The following is a 19,277-nucleotide window of genomic DNA, read 5'->3' as shown; positions in this document are numbered from 1 at the left end:
CTCCCGGGCCGGGCACCGGTGCCGGGCACTGTGATCACATACATCGTCAGGCGGCTCATCGCGGCGATCGGTCTGCTCATCATCGTGAGCGCGATCACCTTCTCGATCTTCTATCTGGTACCGCGCTGGGCCGGTGCGTCGCCGGAGACGCTGGCGAACCGGTACGTCGGTCGCGCGGCAACCGAAGAGACCGTCAAACTGACCGCCGAGCGGCTCGGTCTGTACGACCCGATCGCAGTGCAGTACTGGAACTGGGCCAAAGGTGTCGTGGTCGGCGCGGAGTACGACTACGGCGCCGGCGTCGAGCGGTGTCCCGCGCCCTGCCTGGGGTACTCGTTCATCACCAAGCAGCCGGTGTGGCCCGAACTGCTCGACCGAATACCCGTGACGCTGTCGCTGGCAGCCGGTGCGTCGATCCTCTGGCTGGTGTTCGGTGTCGCCATCGGCGTGTTGTCGGCGTTGAGACGCGGCTCGATCTTCGACCGGGCCGCCATGACGGTGGCTCTGGCCGGAGTCTCGTTGCCGATCTTCTTCACCGGTCTGATCTCGCTGGCGTTCTTCAGCTATCGACTGGGCTGGACGAAACCCGGTGGAACCTTCGTCCCGCTCACCGACAATCCGGTGCTGTGGGCGCAGGCACTGATCCTGCCCTGGATCACCCTTGCCTTCCTGTTCTCTGCGCAGTACGCCAGGCTGACCCGGGCAGGCATGCTCGAGACGATGAACGAGGACTTCATCCGGACGGCCCGGGCGAAAGGCCTGAAGGAGCGGAACGTCGTCGTCCAGCACGGGCTCCGTGGAGCGTTGACACCGATCCTCACCATCTTCGGTCTGGACGTCGGCCTGCTGCTCGGCGGTGCCGTCCTGACCGAGAAGACGTTCTCCCTGCCGGGTCTGGGCAAGTACGCGGTCGACGGCATCGTCGCGAACGACCTGCCGAAGATCCTCGGCGTGACGCTGGTCGCGGCGGTCTTCATCGTGCTCGCGAACCTGATCGTCGACCTCCTGTACGCCGTCGTCGACCCGAGAGTGCGCGCCAAATGACCAACGACAACGCATTCCTCTCGGTCCGCGACCTGCGGGTGCACTTCCCGACCGACGACGGCCTGGTCAAGTCCGTCGACGGGTTGTCGTTCGACCTGGAGCGGGGCAAGACGCTCGGCATCGTGGGCGAATCCGGTTCCGGCAAGAGTGTGACCAGCCTGTCGATCATGGGCCTGCACAAGGGCGGATCGGCCCGGATCAGCGGCGAGGTACTGCTGGACGGGCAGGAGCTGGTCAGCTCCAGCTCGGAAGAGGTGCGGCTGCTCCGCGGCAAGCGGATGGCGATGATCTTCCAGGATCCGCTGTCGGCGATGCACCCGTACTACACGGTCGGGCACCAGATCATCGAGGCGTACCGGGTGCACAACAACGTGTCCAAGGCGGTCGCCAAGAAGCACGCGATCGAGATGCTCGACCGGGTCGGGATCCCGCAGCCGGACAAGCGGGTGGACGCGTATCCGCACCAGTTCTCCGGCGGTATGCGGCAGCGCGCGATGATCGCGATGGCGCTGTCCTGCGACCCGGATCTGCTGATCGCGGACGAGCCGACGACCGCGCTGGACGTGACCGTGCAGGCACAGATCCTGGACCTGATCCGGGATCTGCAGTCCGAGTTCAACTCCGCGGTCATCATCATCACCCACGACCTCGGGGTGGTGGCCGAGCTGGCCGACCACATCCAGGTGATGTACGCCGGCCGCGCGATCGAGTACGGCACGGCCGAGGACATCTTCGACCGGCCGCAGCACCCGTACACCTGGGGCCTGCTCGGTTCGATGCCGCGGATCGATCGCGAACGCACCGAGCGGCTGATCCCGATCAAGGGCACCCCGCCGAGTCTGATCAACGTGCCGAAGGGGTGTGCGTTCAACCCGCGCTGCAACTACGCGCACCTGAACGGCGGCGCAAGCGAGACCGAGCGGCCCGAGTTGCTGGACAGCGGCGCCGGCCACATGGTCGCCTGCCACCTCTCCCCGCAGGAGCGCCAGAAGGCGTGGGAGACCGACATCAAGCCGAAGCTGTGAACGGACGACGACTGTGACGACTGCTGATACCGACCCCACCGCCGTTCCCGGCGTCGTCGAGCCCGAGATCGGCGAGGAGCTGTTGTCGGTCAACAATCTGACCAAGCACTTCCCGATCCGGCGCGGCCTGCTGCAGCGTCAGGTCGGCGCGGTGCAGGCCGTCGACGGGCTGGACTTCACCGTCACCAAGGGCGAGACGCTGTCGCTGGTAGGGGAGTCCGGCTGCGGCAAGACGACGACCGGTCGGCTGCTGACCCGGCTGCTGGAGCCGTCCGACGGGCGGATCGTCTTCGAGGGCCGGGACATCACGCACATGTCCGAGGGCAAGATGCGGCCGCTGCGGCGCGACGTCCAGATGATCTTCCAGGACCCGTACGGTTCGCTGAACCCGCGGCACACGGTCGGCAAGATCGTCGGTGCGCCGTTCAAGCTGCAGAAGGTCCAGACCGAGAACGGCGTGAAGAAGGCCGTCCAGGAACTGCTCGAACTCGTCGGTCTCAGCCCAGAGCACTACAACCGGTACCCGCACGAGTTCTCCGGCGGCCAGCGGCAGCGCATCGGTATCGCTCGCACGCTGGCGTTGCGCCCGAAGTTGATCGTCGCCGACGAGCCGGTCTCCGCGCTCGACGTGTCGATCCAGGCGCAGGTGGTGAACCTGCTGGAGGACCTGCAGGAGGAGTTCGACCTCACGTACGTGATGATCGCGCACGACCTGTCCGTCGTACGGCATGTCTCGGACCGCGTCGCCGTCATGTACCTCGGCAAGATCGTCGAACTCGCCGACCGCGTCAGCCTCTACGAGAAGCCGATGCACCCCTACACCCTCGCCCTGCTGTCGGCCGTCCCGATCCCGGACACCGCCCGCAAAAGCAAACGCGAACGCATCCGCCTGGTCGGCGACGTCCCCAGCCCCATCAACCCGCCCCCGGCCTGCCGCTTCCACACCCGCTGCTGGAAAGCCCAAGACATCTGCAAGGTTGTCGAACCCCCACTGATCCAACTGGCCCCCGGCCACCAATCCGCCTGCCACTTCCCCGAAAACGCCACCCCGGAGCAAGAGGCCACGGCGATGAAGGCCGCAGAAACCAACCCCGGCAGAGACTCCGTCAAGGCCTGACGCTGACGGCTAGGGGACCACGTTGGTACCGCCTCTGGTACCAACGTAGTAGCATCGCGGGTATGGCCACGAATCTGAGACTCAGCCCGGAGATGGCATCGGCTCTTCAGGCTGAGGCGGAGCGGACAGGCAGGTCGCAGCAGGAGATCCTCAGGGAGGCGGTCGCCCGTCACCTGCACCTTGTCGAGGACGAACGGCCTGCCAGCGATCGTGAGGTGGCTCGGGCATCGGGATCGGTTCGTGCGGCGCGGGTGCCCTACCGGAAGGTGAGGCCACGCCTCCGTCTCCCGGAAGGCACCAGCAGCCTCGACCTGCTCGATCGCGGCGACCGCCTCTGATGCGCGTCTATATCGACAGCAGCGCTCTCATCAAGCGCGTCATTGTCGAGCAGGAATCCGATGAGTTCGTGGAGTTTCTGGATTCGCACAATGAGCAGGCGGACTTTCTGGTGTCGTCCTCGCTTGCTTGGGTCGAGGTCTCTCGCGCGGTGCTTGCCCGGGCCAAAGCGACGTCATCTGCCGGCCGCTTGATTGACGAAGCGATGTCCGGTATCGACGAGCGGACGATGACGGCCGAGGTCGTGAGCATCGCGCGGCGGATCGAACCGCTTGTACTTCGCAGCCTCGACGCAATCCATCTGGCCACGGCCGTATTGGTCGACGCCGACGTTGTCGTCACGTACGACGACCGACTGGCGGACGCGTGTAGACGCAATGCCCTCGCGGTCGCGTCACCCGGTCGCGATTGAGTCGACGTAGGGGCGGACTTCTTGCGGACCGCCAGGAGCCGGTCGTTCTGGGTGATGGCGTGTTGTATTGCCCGCTGTCGATCCAGCAACCTGCCATTGGCCGTTGGTTAGTTGGTGGTTGTGGTGGTGGCGGTGGGGAGTGTGGTCTGGCCGGTGACGAAGTGGCTCCAGAGGGCGAAGTGGAGGGGGTGGGTGGTGGGGGCGGAGCTTTGGACGAGGCTGACGGTTCGGGGGCCGGTGGGGGAGTTGATGGTGCGGGTGGCGCCGAAGGTCAGTTCGAAGCGGGAGGTGCCGGCGCGGTCCTGGGGTGGGGTGGCGGTTGGCGGGACGATCTCGTCGAGGGCCCAGCGGTAGGTGCTGCGGTAGGGGAGGGAGACCCGTTCAAGGGTTTGCTCGAGGAGGACGTTCGCGGCGGGGATGGAGACCAGGAGGCCGTAGTCGCCGGTCGCGTGGCGGGTGTTGAGTAGGTAGACCGGGGTGGTTCGGCCTTGGAGGTCGGTTGAGGTGCCGCCGCCGACCTGGGATCCGGATGGGCAGGCTGTGGGGCCTTGTTCACGGACAATGGTGGCTGCGCAGGTGGGGAAGTCGCGCAGGTTGAAGGAGATCGCGGGGTCGAAGAGGAAGACGAAGCGGCGAGCCGCGGCGGGGACGGTGCCCTCGGCGGTTCTACTGCGGCGGTCGAACTTGATGGTGACGCCTTGGCTGGTCGAAATGTTGGGAGCCGAAAGTCCGCCGAAACTTCGGGCCGGCTGGCAGCTTTAGGTCAGCCGGCTTGGCGGGTGGGGAGGAGCAGGTCCATCAGGAGAGCGGTATCGGGGTCCAGGCCGGCGCGGAGGTTTTGCAGGGCCTGGGTGGTCGTGGTCTGGGCGGTGCTGATCGAGCAGCCGAGGATCTGGGCGATCTCGGTGTCGCCGAGGTGTTCGTAGTACCGGAGGATGAGCGCCGCGCGCTGGCGGGGTGGGAGCGCCTGGAGTTCGTCGCGGATCCAGGTGCGCGCAGCGATGTCGTACTCCGCTCCGCCGGCCGGACGTGAGCGGTCTGCGAACCAGGCTCGGGGGCGCCAGCGGCCGACGGCGGCTGTGGTGTTGCCCGGCGGGTGTGGAGTTCGGCCTCGGCGTCGGTGTTGATCCGGCGCCAGGTGGCCTGGGTGCGGCCGAGTGCGTCCCGGACCAGGTGTTCGGCCTCGATGTGGTCGCCGGTGAGCAGATGCGCGTACCGGTAGAGCGCGCGCTCCCGCCGGATCGCGAACCTTCTGAAGTCCCCCGACTCGGTCATCCTGTCCCCATCCCCCGGCATGCGAGCCCTCGATCCACCAAAGTGCCTACCCTGCCAAGACGCATTGACCCCACCTTTTGGTTGCCTTCCGGCCGCAAATCTTTCCCACGTACCTCGGAGGCACCGGCGTGCCGCCTGATACGACGAGCAGGCCGTTCGACAATGTCGAACGTGCAGCGTTGTGCCGCCCCGCTAACACTCCTAGATTCCAGTTCTCCGTGGTTGTCACGGGGTTGGAAGGGAGGACAAGCATGGCTACGACCGAAGCGGTCAAGGAAAAGACCTTGATCGGTGAGTTGGCGGCGGAGTTCGCGGGCACCTTCATCCTGATCATGTTCGGTGTCGGTGTGGTCGCACAAGTGGTGGTAGGCGCCGGTGCGTACGGCGGTGCGCTCGGCGACCACGACTCGATCGCGTGGGCCTGGGGTCTCGGCGTCGTGCTCGGCATCTACACGGCCGGCCGGATGACCGGCGCGCACATCAACCCCGCTGTCACCCTGGCGATGGCAGTGTTCCGTGGCTTCTCGTGGAAGAAGGTGGTGCCTTACTCGGTGGCTCAGTTCCTCGGCGCCTTCGTGGCCGCGCTGCTGGTTCGATGGAACTACACCGAGGGACTGAACAAGGTCGACCCCGGTCTGACCATCAAGAGCCAGGGCGTCTTCTCGACGTTGCCGGGCAACGGCGTCGACATCGGTGTCGGCATGTGGGGCGGTTTCCGCGACCAGCTCATCGGCACCGCGCTGCTGCTCTTCCTGGTGCTGGCGATCATCGACGCCCGAAACATTTCGCCGGGCGTCAACCTGGCACCGTTCATCATCGGCCTGGTCGTCGTCGGCATCGGCATGGCCTGGGGCACGAACGCCGGGTACGCCATCAACCCCGCTCGTGACTTCGGACCGCGGCTCGCCTCGTTCATCACCGGCTACGGTACGGCGTTCCGAGATCAGTTCGGCGATCTGTACTTCTGGGTACCGATAGTGGGCCCGCTCATCGGCGGCCTGATCGGGGCCGGACTCTACGAACTGCTGATCGGTCGGTTCCTGCCGATCGCCGACGAGGCCGAACAACCCGAACGGGCTCCGGAGGAAGCTGCGCAATGACAACTCTGCAGCAGGAAAGGACTTTCCATGCCTGACTTTGTCGGTGCCGTGGACCAGGGCACCACGAGCACCCGTTTCATGACCTTCGACCACTCCGGCAACGAGGTGGCCATCCACCAGCTGGAGCACGAGCAGATCCTGCCCCAGGCAGGCTGGGTCGAGCACAACCCGGTGGAGATCTGGGAGCGCACCAGTTCGGTGATCAGGACCGCGATGAACGCGCAGGGTCTGCAGGCGAGCGACCTGGCGACGCTCGGCATCACGAACCAGCGCGAGACGTCGGTGGTCTGGAACCGCAAGACCGGCCGTCCCTACTACAACGCGATCGTCTGGCAGGACACCCGGACCGACCGGATCGCCTCTGCCCTCGAACGTGAGGGCAAGGGCGACGTGATCCGGCAGAAGGCCGGGCTCCCGCCGGCGACGTACTTCTCGGCCGGCAAGGTCCAGTGGATCCTGGAGAACGTCGAAGGGGTTCGCGAGGCCGCGGAGGCCGGTGACGCCATCTTCGGCAACACCGACACCTGGCTGCTCTGGAACCTGACCGGCGGCACCGAGGGCGGCGTACACGTCACCGACGTCACCAACGCCAGCCGCACGATGCTGATGAACCTGGAGACGCTCGACTGGGACGACGAGCTGATCTCGTTCTTCAACATCCCACGCCAGATGTTGCCGGAGATCCGTCCTTCGTCGGACCCGAACAAGTACGGCGAGACGCTGGCCAGCGGGCCTCTCGGTGGGGTGGTCCCGCTGACGGGCGACCTCGGCGACCAGCAGGCGGCCACGGTCGGCCAGGTCTGCTTCAAACCCGGCGAGGCCAAGAACACCTACGGCACCGGCAACTTCATGCTGCTGAACACCGGCACCGAGCTGGTCCGGTCGAAGTCCGGCCTGCTCAGCACAATGTGCTACAAGTTCGGCGACGAGGCCCCGGTCTACGCACTCGAGGGGTCGATCGCGGTCACCGGCTCGGCCGTCCAGTGGCTCCGGGACCAGCTCGGCATCATCTCCGGTGCGAGTGAGACCGAGACGCTGGCCCGGCAGGTCGCGGACAACGGCGGCGTGTACTTCGTCCCCGCGTTCTCGGGCCTGTTCGCGCCGTACTGGCGGTCCGACGCCCGGGGCGCGATCGTCGGCCTGTCGAGGTTCAACACCAACGCGCACCTGGCTCGCGCAACACTGGAAGCGATCTGCTACCAGAGCAAGGACGTGGCAGACGCGATGGAGAAGGACTCCGGCGTGAAGCTCGAAGTACTCAAGGTCGACGGTGGTGTCACCGCGAACGAGCTCTGCATGCAGATGCAGGCCGACATCCTCGGCGTGTCAGTGAGCAAGCCGGTCGTCGCTGAGACGACCGCGCTCGGGGCGGCGTACGCGGCCGGCCTGGCGGTGGGGTTCTGGAACACCAAGGAAGACCTGGTGCAGAACTGGAACGAGGCCAAGCGGTGGGAGCCGCAGTGGGACGACGAGCAGCGCGCCAAGGGGTACGCGGGCTGGCAGAAGGCGGTCGAGCGCACACTTGACTGGGTCGACGTCTCCTGACCACGTGGTAACGGCAAGACAACCGGAAGGAACAGCGCAGTGGGTGTAGTACCTCTGTCACCGCAGGCGAGGACCAAGGCCATCGAAGCGATGGCGGACGGCCGGGAACTGGACGTCCTGGTGGTCGGTGGCGGGGTGGTCGGCACCGGGTCGGCCCTCGACGCCGCCACCCGGGGCCTGACCACCGGACTGCTGGAGGCCCGCGATTTCGCCAGCGGCACCTCCAGCCGGTCCAGCAAACTGGTGCACGGTGGTCTCCGGTACCTGGAGATGCTCGACTTCCGGCTGGTGCACGAGGCGTTGCAGGAGCGCGGCCTGCTCCTGCAACGCCTGGCCCCGCACCTGGTCAAACCGGTCCCGTTCCTCTACCCGTTGCAACACCGCTGGTGGGAGCGGTTCTACGCCGGCGCCGGCGTTGCCCTGTACGACGGGATGGCGGTCAGCTCCGGACTCGGCGCGGGCCTGCCGATCCACCGGCACCTGACCCGCCGGGGGGCGATGCGGCTGGTCCCGAGCCTGAAGAAGTCGGCGCTCATCGGCGCCCTCCAGTACTACGACGCCCAGGTCGACGACGCCCGGCACACGATGGAACTGGCCCGCACGGCCGCGTCGTACGGTGCCCACGTCGCGAACCGGGTCAAGGTCACCGGCTTCCTCCGTCAGGGCGAACGGGTGACGGGTGTTCAGGCGAAGGACCTGGAGAGCGGTCGCGAGTTCGAAGTACGGGCCAAGCAGGTCGTGAACGCGACCGGGGTGTGGACCGACGACACGCAAGCGATGGTCGGCGAGCGCGGGCAGTACCACGTCCGCGCTTCGAAGGGGATCCACGTCGTCGTGCCGAAGGACCGGATCCAGTCCAGCACCGGGATGATCCTGCGGACCGAGAAGTCGGTGCTGTTCGTCATCCCGTGGGGTCGGCACTGGCTGATCGGCACCACGGACACCGACTGGAACCTGGACAAGGCGCACCCCGCCGCGACCAGCAAGGACATCGAGTACCTGCTCGACCACGTCAACGCGGTGCTCACCACGCCGCTGACCCGGGAGGACGTGGAGGGCGTGTACGCCGGGCTCCGGCCGCTGCTGGCGGGGGAGTCGGAGAGTACGTCGAAGCTGTCCCGCGAACACGTCGTCGCGCATGCGGCACCCGGTCTGGTCGTCGTTGCCGGGGGCAAGTACACGACGTACCGGGTGATGGCGAAGGACGCGATCGACGCGGCCGCGAACGCGCTCGACGGCCGGGTGCCGAAGTCCGTTACCAAGAACATCCCGCTGGTCGGCGCTGACGGCTACCAGGCGTTGTGGAACCAGCGGCACCTGATCGCACAACGGTCCGGCCTGCACGTGGCCCGGATCGAGCACCTGCTCAACCGGTACGGCGCGCTGATCGAGGAGGTGCTCGCGCTGGTCGAGGAGGATCCGTCGCTCGGTGAGCAACTGCCCGGCACCCAGGACTACCTGAAGGCCGAGATCGTGTACGCCGCCCGCGCCGAAGGTGCCCGTCACCTAGACGACGCGCTGGCCCGTCGTACCCGCATCTCGATCGAGGCGTGGGACCGGGGAGCCGGCGCGGCCGAGGCAGCCGCACAGTTGATGGCCCCCGAGCTCGGCTGGGACCAGGCCACGATCGACCGCGAGGTCTCCTTCTACATCCGCCGGGTCCAGTCCGAACGCGACTCCCAGGACCAGCCCGACGACGAGTCCGCCGACAAGGTCCGCCTCGAGGCCCCCGACATCGTCTCCCCCGCCTGAGATCTGGACGACTCCTTCGCCCCTGTGTCTTACTCGACACAGGGGCGAAGGGGGTTTGTGATGGGGGAAATCGGGCTGGATCAGCAGCCGGGCGCCGCCAAGCGATGGCGGACCATGTCGGTGGCCACGGGGATCGCGGGCCTGGCAGCCCTCGTCCTGGTGATTGTCAGCCAGTCGTTGTTACTGGCAGGCGAGACGGAGCCGGACTTCGATGCGCCGGCAGCGGAGATTCTGCACTTCCTGGAAGCACAGAACGAGACGCTCTACGCGGCCGGGTCCTACCTGAGTCTGCTCGCGTTGATGACGATGGCCTGGTTCGTGGCCGGCCTGTCAGCGGTACTGCGGCAGGCCGAGGGCGACCCGGCCTGGCGATCGGCGGTGGCGCTTGCCTCCGGCATCGTCTTCGTGGCGCTCGTGATGACCGGCGGTTGGCAGGTCGGCCAGTTCCGGCTGGACGACGGCCTGGATCCGCAACTGGCCCGGTTCGCCTTCGATCTGGGCAACCTGGGATTCGCCAACTCGTGGATCGCGCTCGGCAGCTTCATGCTCGCGGCCGGCTGGATCATCGTCGACTCCCGGTCGTTGCCGGCCTGGCTCGGTTGGTGGGCCCTGGTGGCGGGCGTCGGCTTCCTGATCGCGCGGGCGGTGTGGTTGAGCCCTGTCTGGCTGATCCCCTACGCCTTGTTCTGGGTGTGGGTCGTCGTGGTCTGCGTTCAGCTGGTCAGGCGCCGGATCGACATCACGCGCGCATAACTGTCGCGATGAGGGCGGTGCCGGGGGCGATGCGGCCGCCGGGGCCGGGGGTGGGGGTGACCTCGCCGGTTGTGAGGGGGTCGCCGCATTCGGAGCAGCAGACGGTGGGGGTGGTGACGTTGCCGCAGGTGTCGTGGGTGAAGCGGATCGGCGGGCCGCCTTCCGGGGTAGCCCAGCGGTCGCCCCAGGCTGTGATGGCCATCAGGATCGGGACGAATTCACGGCCTGCTTCGGTGAGCGAGTAGGCGTAGCGTACCGGGTTCTGCTGGTACGGCGTGCGCTCGACCAGGCCGCCTTCGATCAGGGTGCTGAGGCGATCGGTGAGCAGGTTGCGGGAGATCCCCAGGTCGGTGACGAACTGGTCGAAGCGGTCGAGACCCAGGTAGAGGTCGCGCAGGACCAGGGGAGTCCACCAGTCGCCGATCAGCTCGAGCGACTGGGCCAGGGAGCAGTGCATGGCGGCGAAGCTGGTGTTCCGCATGATCTACATCCTAGTCAGTTGCGTCATTGAACTCACTATCCCTAGGCTGAAATCTCCAACGACTGAGGGGATTGACGAGATGTATCACCGGGTGGTGGCGGCGAAGGTGCGGCAGGCGTTCGCGGAGATCAGCAAGGGGAACTGGGAGGCGATGGTGACCGGGATGGCGCCGGAGTTCACGTACCGGTTCTACGGCGATCACGCGCTGTCGGGGGAGCGGCACACGCACGAAGCGTTGCGGCGCTGGTGGGAACGGTGCTTCCGGTTGATGCCGAACACCCAGTTCGTCGTACAGGACGTCCTGGTGGCTGGGTGGCCGTGGGATACGCGGATCGCGACGGCGGTGACGGTGGATGTCGGGTTGGTGGACGGCACGCGGTACCAGAACGTCGTGCACCAGATGCTGCGGATGCGGTGGGGGAAGATGACCGAGGTCCGGACGCTGGAGGACACGGCGGTGCTGGCGCGGGCGCTGGACCGGTTGGCGGCGGCCGGTTATGAGGAGGCGCACGCGGCGCCGATCACGGACGAGGTCGCTGTCTGACGGGTTTGTTGCCTAGAGCACGTTTTATTGGCCGGGGCGGATCCAGCCGAAGGTGCGTTGGACTGCTGCCTGCCAGTTCGCGTACTCCGCGGCGCGGCGGGTGGGATCCATGTTCGGCAGCCACTGTCCGGCGCGATGCCAGTTGCTGCGCAGGCCTTCGAGATCCGGCCAGTAGCCGACGGCCAGGCCGGCGGCGTACGCGGCTCCGAGCGAGACCGTCTCGGTCACCATCGGCCGGACGACGGGGACGTCGAGGAGGTCGGCGAGGAACTGCATCAGCAGGTTGTTCGCCGTCATCCCGCCGTCGACCTTGAGGGCGGTCAGCGCGATGCCGGAGTCGGCGTTCATCGCGTTCACCACCTCCAGCGTCTGGAAGCCGGTCGCCTCGAGGACCGCGCGTGCGAGGTGACCCTTGGTGATGTACGAGGTGAGGCCGGCGATCACCCCGCGCGCCTCGCTACGCCAATGCGGTGCGAACAACCCGGAGAACGCGGGCACGATGTACGCGCCGCCGTTGTCGTCGACGGTCCGGGCCAGCGTCTCGATCTCGGCGGCGGTGTGGATCAGCCCGAGGCCGTCACGGAACCACTGGACGAGTGAGCCGGTGACCGCCATCGACCCTTCGAGCGCGTACGCCGCCGGTTGCGAGCCGATCTGGTACGCGACGGTGGTCAGCATGCCGTGCGTGGACCGGACGATCTCCTTGCCGGTGTTCAGCAACAGGAACGACCCGGTGCCATACGTGCACTTGGCCTCACCGGGACTGAAGCAGGTCTGCCCGAACAACGCAGCCTGCTGATCCCCGAGCGCCGCCCCGATCCGTACGCCGGGGAGCACTGCCGTGGCAGTCGCGAATACCCCGGAGGACGGCCGGATCTCGGGCAGCACCGACCGTGGTACATCGAACGCGGCGAGCAGGTGGTCGTCCCATTCGAGGGTCTCGATGTTCATCAGCATGGTGCGGCTGGCGTTCGTCACGTCGGTGACGTGGAGTCCGCCGTCCGGGCCGCCGGTGAAGTTCCAGATCAGCCAGGTCTCCATCGTGCCGAACAGCACTTCGCCGCGTTCGGCACGTTCCCGCAGGCCGGGAGTCTCGTCGAGCATCCAGCGCAATCTCGGCGCGGAGAAGTAGGTGGTCAGCGGCAGGCCGCACAGGTCGGCGAACCGGTCGGGCCCTTCGTCGCCGGCCAGTTCGGTGATCAGCCGGTCGGTCCGGGTGTCCTGCCAGGTCACCGCGTGCCCGATCGGGCGGCCGGTCCGGCGGTCCCACAGCAGGCTGGTCTCCCGCTGGTTGGTGATGCCGATGGCAACGATCTGGGTGGGGAGGGCGCCGATCTGGCGGATCGCGGCCGGGACCACCCGGGTGACGTTGCGCCAGATCTCGGTCGCGTCGTGCTCGACCCAGCCCGGTCGCGGAAAGTGCTGCTTATGCTCACGCTGCGCCACCGAAACGAGCCGTCCGCGTCGGTCGAACAGGATGCACCGGGTCGAGTTCGTCCCCTGATCCACCGCCGCCACATACTGCTCAGCCACTCACCCCACCTCCCAGAACGAACGAGGTGGTGGGTGACTGGAGCAAGTGCTGCGGGGAGGCGGGGGTGAAGGCGGGGTGCGAGGTGGTCGACGGACGGGTCGGGGCGGGGTGAGACCGCGATGTGGTGGGTGGTCGGAGTTGGGTGGGGCGTGGGTGGTGGGGGTGAGGGCGGGGTGGGGTCGGGGTGGGCATCAGCTCAGCGGTCCTCGCGGAGGTCGCGGCCGATGGCTTCGGCGGTGGCCCGGACCATGGTGACGAGGTCGGTGCGGTGGCGGAGGCGGCTGTCGCAGATGCGTTCGATCCGGCCGGTGAGGCCGACCGCGCCGACGACCAGGCCGCCGAGGCCGCGGATCGGCGCCGCGATGCCGGCCAGCTCGACGGTGTGCTCCTCGAACTCCGCGGCCCAGCCCTTCGCCCGGACCGACGCCAGTTCGTCCGCGAGCCGGGCCGGATCGACGATCGTCCTGGTGGTGAACGCCTCCAGCTTCCGCGGTTTCGCCCCGCCGCTGGTGTCGAAGGCGAGCACGGCCTTGCCCAGGGAACAGGCGTGCGGCGGCAGCGTCGTACCGACGTCCAGGTCCTGATCGCTGTCGTCGGGCCGGAACACGTGGTGGACCACGACCACCTTGCCCTCGACCAGCCGGCCGACGCGGACCACCTCACCGCTGCGGGCGGCGAGCGAGTCGGCCCAGTTGATCGCACGGCTGCGGAGCTCGTTGGGATCGAGATAGGTGTCGCCGAGGCGGCCGAAGGCGTCGCTCAGGTGGTAGTGCGCGCCGCTGTGGTCCTGCTCGACGAAGCCGACTTGGTGCAGTGTCTTGAGGATCCCGTGCACGGTCGCCTTGGCCAGACCGAGTGCGTTGCCGAGGTCCGCGACGCCGAGTCCGTTCGGCGCGCTGGCGAGTAGGCGCAGCACTGCGGCAGCTCGCTCGATCGATTGGACGCTGCCCGGCACACCGGCAGGCTACCTGGCATTCTCCGCCGACGGACCCCTTCGCGAGTCTGTGCATTTCGACATGAGGTAGTCCGCCGCCGGACAGGCTTCCCCGCGGGGCGATGGCGCCGAGCCGGCGGTTTGGCGCACTACCTCATGTCGAAGTGTTCGCTACTCGGCGGCGATGGCCTGCAGGACGTCCAGGCGGGACGCGCGGCGGGACGGCCAGAACGCGGCCAGTACGCCGACCACGGCCGCGACCACGATCGCGATGACGAGTTGCAGCACCGGGACGTCCAGGACGCTGAGGCCGTCCTCCGCCATCACCTGCTGGATCGCCGCGGCGAAGAGTACGCCGACGATCACACCCAGCAGCGCACCGAGCAGCGCCATCGCGATCGCCTCCACCTGAAGCATCCGGCGCAACTGCGGCCCGTCCATCCCGATCGCGCGCAGCAGGCCGATCTCCCGGGTCCGCTCGACCACACCGAGCGCGAGCGTGTTCACGATGCCGAGCAGAGCGATCAGCACCGCGAGCGCGAGCAGCGCCCCGACCACCCCGAGGATGGCGTTGATCGGACCCCGCTCACCGGCCGCATACGCCTGCTGATCGCGCACGAGCACTGACGGATAGTCGCTGACCTTCGCGAGCACCGCGGACCGGACCTGCACCGGATCGGTGCCGTCGGCAACATCCAGGTAGAGGGTCGAATCGGTCCCGGCGCCACCGACCGCGCCGAACTGGTCCAGCGACAGGATAACGGCGTTGACCTCGCGGTTCGAGGCGATCACCCCGCCGACGGTCAGCGGGAACTTGCCGGTCGAGGTGACGAGCTGGAACCGCTTGCCCACCGACAACTTGAGCTGGTTGGCCAGGTTGCGGGGGATGACGGCCTCGCCCTTTTCGAGATTGTCGAGCGAGCCCGCGTCGAGCCTGGTGACGATCGGTCCGCTGAGGGTTCCCGGTGAGACGCCGGAGACGCTGACCGGCGTACTGGCGACCGTGCCCGGGAGCTGACGGATCCGGTGCACGGCGGAGATCCCTGGTACTTCGGCGATCCGGTCGCCGACCTGGCTGCTGAACGCCCCGCCCTGGTCGCTGACGACGAACTCGGCGGTGCCGATCGCGTCCGCGATGCCCTTGTCCACCGAGGCCTTCGCGGAGGCCGCGAGGACGACCAGCCCGCTGACCAGGGCGAGCGAGATCATCAACGCCGATGCGGTCGCGGACGTACGCCGTGGGTTGCGTTCCGCGTTCCGCCGGCCGAGAACCACTGGGGCCTGACGCCCGAACGGCCGCATCAGCCCGCGGACGGCGTACCGGCTGATCAGCGGACTGGTCATGACGATGCCGAGCAGGGTGATCGCGGCGGCGAAGGCGAGCAGTACCGCGCCGGGCAGGCCTTGAGTGCCGAGCCCGATCGCGGAGAGGGTGACGGCCATCAGCAGCATGAACCCACCGATGAGCAGGCGGACCAGGAGGGAGCGCTCGGGTACGACGAGGTCGTCGCGCATCGCGGCGACGGGTGGCAGCTTGCCCGCACGCCGGGCCGCCGGGTACGCCGCGGCGACGGTGACACCGATGCCGATCAGGTAGCTGGTGACGATCGTGGCGGCGCTGACCTGGAGCGCCGTCGACGGGATGGCCAGGTCGAGACTTTGGTAGAAGAGCTGGATACCGCCCGCGACACCGGTGCCGATCAGCAGGCCGAGGGTCGAGCCGATCACGCCGATCACGGTCGCTTCGGCGAGGACCGTGCCGGTGACCTGGCTGCGGGACGCGCCGATCGCGCGGAGCATGGCGAGCTCGCGGGACCGCTGAGCGACGACCATCGCGAACGTGTTGACGATCAGGAACGCGCCGACGAACAACGCCAGGCCGGCGAACATGAGCAGGACCGTACTGAAGCCGCCGAAGGTGTCGTCGAGGGCGTTCTCGCCGTCGGCCGAGACCTCGGCCGCAGTCCGGACCGTGACGTCCGGGCCGGCGATCGAGGTGATCTCCTCCTTGACGATCGCGTGGTCCTGACCGGGCTGGACGGCGACGCCGATCGAGGTCCAGCCGGGGCGGCCGAGCAGGAGCAGTTGGGCGGTCGCCGGGTCGAAGCTGACCAGTGGAGCACCCGCGGCCGAACCGGACAGGGCAGACGTGGTGATGGCGGTCAGGGTCGCGCTGACGGACCTGGCCGGGGTGACGACCTTGATCTGCTGGCCGAGCTCGAATCCCTCGCGGCGGGCGGTGGTCTGGTCGAGAGCCAGTTTCGCCTGGCCCCAGGGCGCCTCGCCGTCGAGTAGCCGGAACGGCGCGGTCTGGGGGTGGTGCGGCCAGCCGGCGCCGTACGCGGACAGGCCGTGGTTGTCGATCGGCCGGCCGTCCTTGCCGATGATCTGGATGCCGGGGACGAGGAGTTGCGGGTCGGTGCCGGCGACGCCCGGTACGGCGGCGATCTGGTTCGCGAGATCGATCGTCAGGGTCGCCGGCAGCGCGCCCGACGTACCGGGGTCCACCTGGCTGACCGCGGTGACGGTGATGTCGGCGGTACCACCGGCGAAGTTCTTCTTCAGTGCGGCGGACAGGGTGTCGGTGAAGATCATCGCTCCGCTGACGAAAGCGATCCCGAGCAGCACCGCGACCGTACAGAGGACGAACCGCAGCCGGTGGGCCAGCACCGACCGGAGGCCGAGCTTGAGCATCAGTCGGTCCCGTCGAGCTGCTTCATCAGGTCGAGGACGGACTCCGCGGTCGGGTCGAGCAGCTCGTCCCGCAGCCGGCCGTCGGCGAGGAACAGCACCCGATCGGCGTACGCGGCGGCGGTGGGATCGTGGGTCACCATCACCACGGTCTGACCGAACTCACGGACCGAACGGTGCAGGAAGCCGAGCACGTCCGCCGAGGCGCGGGAGTCGAGGTTGCCGGTCGGCTCGTCGGCGAACACCACATGCGGGCGGGAGACCAGGGCGCGGGCGCACGCGACCCGTTGCTGCTGACCGCCGGACAACTCGGACGGTTTGTGACCGAGGCGGTCCTTGAGGCCGATCGTGGTCAGCACGGTGTCGAGCCAGGCCTTGTCGGGTTTGCGGTTGGCCAGGTCGAGCGGGAGGGTGATGTTCTCCAGCGCGGTCAGGGTCGGGACCAGGTTGAACGCCTGGAACACGAAGCCGATCCGGTCCCGCCTGAGGTGGGTCAGGGATCGCTCGTCCAGCTTGGTCAGGTCGAGTTCGCCGAGCATCACCTGGCCGGTGGTCGGCTTGTCGAGGCCCGCGAGACAGTGCAGCAGGGTCGACTTGCCCGAACCGGACGGCCCCATGATCGCGGTGAACCGCCCGCGCCCGAACTCCACACTCACGTCCGCCAGCGCATCGATCCTGGTCTCGCCGTGGCCGTAGCTCTTGCCCAGCCCCACCGTCCTGATCGCCACGGCCTGCTCGACGAGTTCCGCAGTCATGCCCGAACGCTATCCGCCCCCAGGTCCTCCCCAGCACGACCCCCACCCGGCGGTACACCACCCAGGCGGAGCGCCCCTGTCACACTCCGCCTTCCCTCACCCTCGCCACCGCCTCCCCGCACCTTGGGCGGGAGCGTCGTACCTACTCAGGCATCGATGACGACTGGGATGATGACCGGGCGGCGGTGCCACTTGCGGTAGATCCAGTTGCCGACGGCTCGGCCGACGAGTTGTTCGAGCTGGGTGGCGTCGCCGATGCTCTCGGCGGCCGCCTTCGCCAGGGCGTCCTCGATCACCGGCCCGACCGGCTTGAACGTGGTGTCGTCGTGCACGAACCCACGCGCCAGGAAGTCCGGCGGCTCGGCCAGCTTCCCGGTGTGCGCGTCGACGATCAGCACCACCGTGACGACGCCCTCCTCGGCCAGCGCCCGGCGGTCCTTCAGGCTCGCCTCGGTCACCCCGCCGACCGTCATCGCGTCGACGTACACGTATCCCGCCTCGACCTTGCCGGTGATCCGCGCCTTGCCCTTGTGCAGGTCGACCACGACGCCGTCCTCGGCGATGATCACCCGATCAGCCGGTACGCCGGTGTTGACGGCCAGCTCCGCGTTCGCCTTCAGGTGCCGGAACTCGCCGTGCACCGGCATCACGTTGCGCGGCTTGACCAGGTTGTAGCAGTAGACGAGTTCGCCGGCGCTCGCGTGACCCGACACGTGCACCTTCGCGTTGCCCTTGTGGACGACGTGCGCACCCCAGCGGATCAGGCCGTTGATCACCGCGTAGATCGCGTTCTCGTTGCCCGGGATCAGCGAGCTCGCCATCAGGACGGTGTCGCCCTCGCCGATCCGGATCATGTGGTCGCGGTTCGCCATCCGGGACAGCGCGGCCATCGGCTCGCCCTGGGACCCGGTGCAGATCAGCGTCACCTTGCGGTCCGGTAGCTGCTCGAGCTCCTTCAGGTCGACGATCAGGCCGCGCGGTACGTTCAGGTAGCCGAGATCGCGGGCGATACCCATGTTCCGGACCATCGAACGGCCGACGAACGCGACCTTCCGGCCGCCCGCCTTCGCCGCGTCCAGTACCTGCTGGATCCGGTGCACGTGACTGGCGAAACTCGACACGATGATCCGCCCTGGCGCGGTCCGGAACACCGCGTCGATGGCCGGCCCGAGATCCTTCTCCGCCGTGGTGAACCCCGGTACGTCGGCGTTGGTCGAGTCCGTCATGAACAGGTCGACCCCCTCCTCACCGAGCCGCGCGAACCCACGCAGGTCGGTCAGCCGGCGGTCCAGCGGGAACTGGTCCATCTTGAAGTCGCCGGTGTGCAGTACGACGCCGGCCTTCGTCCGGATCGCGACCGCCAGGCCGTCCGGGATCGAGTGGTTGACGGCCAGGAACTCACACTCGAACGGCCCGAACTTGCGCTTGTCGCCCTCCTTGACCTCGACCGTCGCCGGCTTCAGCCGGTGTTCCTTCAGCTTCGAGGTGATGAACGCGTTGGTGAGCTTCGAGCCGACGACCGGGATGTTCCCGCGCTCCTTGAGCAGGTACGGGACGCCGCCGATGTGGTCCTCGTGACCGTGGGTCAGGACGATCGCGTCGATCTTGTCCATCCGGTCCCGGATCCAGCCGAAGTCGGGCAGGATCACGTCGACGCCTGGCTGGTGCTCCTCGGGGAAGAGCACCCCGCAATCCACCACGAGCAACCGGCCGCGGTGTTCGAACACGGTCATGTTCCGGCCGATCTCACCGAGCCCGCCGAGCGCCACCACCCGGAGTGCGTCGTCGGGAAGGCGAGGAGGCTGACCGAGGTCAGGATGCGGATGACTCATAGCCCGGACGTTATCCGAGGAACCCCGCCGGCACCGACATCACCCGGCCGCACGCAGTGTGACCAGCGCCTCAAACCCCAGGTCGCGACGGCGTGTCGGGTCGGCGAAAGCCGGGTGGCCGCGGGGGTGATGCAGGACCTCAACCTG

General features: G+C 67.9%; 17 protein-coding genes. 10 read left to right on the top strand and 7 right to left on the bottom strand.

Translation table 11 applies throughout. From position 1 onward, the window contains the following. The first annotated feature begins 30 nt into the window (after nt 1-30). The 5 genes from EV643_RS18690 to EV643_RS18670 all read left to right on the top strand — a co-directional run bounded on the left by EV643_RS18690 (nt 31) and on the right by EV643_RS18670 (nt 3,934). Entirely contained in the window at nt 31-1,044 is a 1,014-nt protein-coding gene (locus EV643_RS18690; protein ID WP_133801364.1) for an ABC transporter permease, read from the top strand. Continuing rightward, on the top strand, nt 1,041-2,069 hold the full coding sequence (locus tag EV643_RS18685; RefSeq protein ID WP_133801363.1) for an ABC transporter ATP-binding protein: 1,029 nt from the start codon (nt 1,041-1,043) through the stop codon (nt 2,067-2,069). Before EV643_RS18690 ends, EV643_RS18685 begins: the two co-directional genes overlap by 4 nt. A 13-nt stretch (nt 2,070-2,082) precedes the next feature. Further along, nucleotides 2,083-3,186, top strand: coding sequence for an ABC transporter ATP-binding protein (locus tag EV643_RS18680; protein ID WP_133801362.1), 1,104 nt, complete (start codon nt 2,083-2,085; stop codon nt 3,184-3,186). Nucleotides 3,187-3,248: 62 nt separating this feature from the next. After that, nucleotides 3,249-3,524 carry a ribbon-helix-helix protein, CopG family gene (locus EV643_RS18675; RefSeq protein WP_133801361.1) on the top strand — a complete coding sequence of 92 codons (276 nt, stop codon included), beginning with the start codon at nt 3,249-3,251 and terminating at the stop codon, nt 3,522-3,524. After that, a complete protein-coding gene (locus EV643_RS18670; protein ID WP_133801360.1) occupies nt 3,524-3,934 on the top strand; it encodes a type II toxin-antitoxin system VapC family toxin in 411 nt (136 codons plus the stop codon). Before EV643_RS18675 ends, EV643_RS18670 begins: the two co-directional genes overlap by 1 nt. 763 nt (nt 3,935-4,697) lie before the next feature. On the opposite strand, the gene EV643_RS46920 is transcribed toward EV643_RS18670, so the two are convergent. After that, nucleotides 4,698-4,871: a hypothetical protein gene (locus tag EV643_RS46920; RefSeq protein WP_370452316.1), complete on the bottom strand. Its 174-nt coding sequence runs from the start codon at nt 4,869-4,871 to the stop codon at nt 4,698-4,700. Nucleotides 4,872-5,460: 589 nt separating this feature from the next. Between EV643_RS46920 and EV643_RS18655 the strand changes: the two genes are divergently transcribed. Genes EV643_RS18655 through EV643_RS18640 form a run of 4 tightly spaced genes read left to right on the top strand, consistent with a single transcriptional unit; the run spans nt 5,461 to nt 10,359 of the window. Next, nucleotides 5,461-6,309: an MIP/aquaporin family protein gene (locus EV643_RS18655; protein ID WP_133801359.1), complete on the top strand. Its 849-nt coding sequence runs from the start codon at nt 5,461-5,463 to the stop codon at nt 6,307-6,309. A 27-nt stretch (nt 6,310-6,336) separates the two neighbouring features. Next, entirely contained in the window at nt 6,337-7,854 is a 1,518-nt protein-coding gene (glpK, locus tag EV643_RS18650; protein WP_133801358.1) for a glycerol kinase GlpK, read from the top strand. 39 nt (nt 7,855-7,893) lie between these two features. Further along, nucleotides 7,894-9,606 carry a glycerol-3-phosphate dehydrogenase/oxidase gene (locus tag EV643_RS18645; RefSeq protein ID WP_238165656.1) on the top strand — a complete coding sequence of 571 codons (1,713 nt, stop codon included), beginning with the start codon at nt 7,894-7,896 and terminating at the stop codon, nt 9,604-9,606. 60 nt (nt 9,607-9,666) lie between these two features. After that, nucleotides 9,667-10,359: a DUF4386 family protein gene (locus tag EV643_RS18640; RefSeq protein WP_133801357.1), complete on the top strand. Its 693-nt coding sequence runs from the start codon at nt 9,667-9,669 to the stop codon at nt 10,357-10,359. Here the strand turns inward: EV643_RS18640 and EV643_RS18635 are convergent. Then, a complete protein-coding gene (locus tag EV643_RS18635) occupies nt 10,346-10,840 on the bottom strand; it encodes a winged helix-turn-helix transcriptional regulator (protein ID WP_133801356.1) in 495 nt (164 codons plus the stop codon). The two genes, EV643_RS18640 and EV643_RS18635, sit on opposite strands and share 14 nt — an antisense overlap. A gap of 79 nt (nt 10,841-10,919) precedes the next feature. Here EV643_RS18635 and EV643_RS46725 point away from each other — a divergent pair, with 79 nt between their 5' ends. Next, nucleotides 10,920-11,384 (top strand): nuclear transport factor 2 family protein, encoded by a 465-nt coding sequence (locus tag EV643_RS46725; protein ID WP_133801355.1) that lies wholly within the window; start codon nt 10,920-10,922, stop codon nt 11,382-11,384. A gap of 24 nt (nt 11,385-11,408) precedes the next feature. Here EV643_RS46725 and glpK (EV643_RS18625) read toward each other — a convergent pair whose 3' ends face one another. The 5 genes from glpK (EV643_RS18625) to EV643_RS18605 all read right to left on the bottom strand — a co-directional run bounded on the left by glpK (EV643_RS18625) (nt 11,409) and on the right by EV643_RS18605 (nt 19,130). Next, nucleotides 11,409-12,917: a glycerol kinase GlpK gene (glpK, locus tag EV643_RS18625; RefSeq protein WP_133801354.1), complete on the bottom strand. Its 1,509-nt coding sequence runs from the start codon at nt 12,915-12,917 to the stop codon at nt 11,409-11,411. A gap of 197 nt (nt 12,918-13,114) precedes the next feature. Next, nucleotides 13,115-13,873: an IclR family transcriptional regulator gene (locus EV643_RS18620; protein ID WP_133801353.1), complete on the bottom strand. Its 759-nt coding sequence runs from the start codon at nt 13,871-13,873 to the stop codon at nt 13,115-13,117. Between the two features lie 150 nt (nt 13,874-14,023). Then, on the bottom strand, nt 14,024-16,546 hold the full coding sequence (locus EV643_RS18615; RefSeq protein ID WP_133801352.1) for an ABC transporter permease: 2,523 nt from the start codon (nt 16,544-16,546) through the stop codon (nt 14,024-14,026). After that, nucleotides 16,546-17,298 (bottom strand): ABC transporter ATP-binding protein, encoded by a 753-nt coding sequence (locus EV643_RS18610; RefSeq protein WP_133801351.1) that lies wholly within the window; start codon nt 17,296-17,298, stop codon nt 16,546-16,548. The genes EV643_RS18615 and EV643_RS18610 overlap by 1 nt, the downstream gene beginning before the upstream one ends. Nucleotides 17,299-17,444: 146 nt before the next feature. Then, entirely contained in the window at nt 17,445-19,130 is a 1,686-nt protein-coding gene (locus EV643_RS18605; RefSeq protein WP_133801350.1) for a ribonuclease J, read from the bottom strand. Between the last annotated feature and the right edge of the window lie 147 nt (nt 19,131-19,277).

It is taken from the genome of Kribbella caucasensis, assembly GCF_004361855.1.
Taxonomy (GTDB): domain Bacteria; phylum Actinomycetota; class Actinomycetes; order Propionibacteriales; family Kribbellaceae; genus Kribbella; species Kribbella caucasensis.
This window is presented reverse-complemented; position numbering and strand designations above follow the sequence as displayed.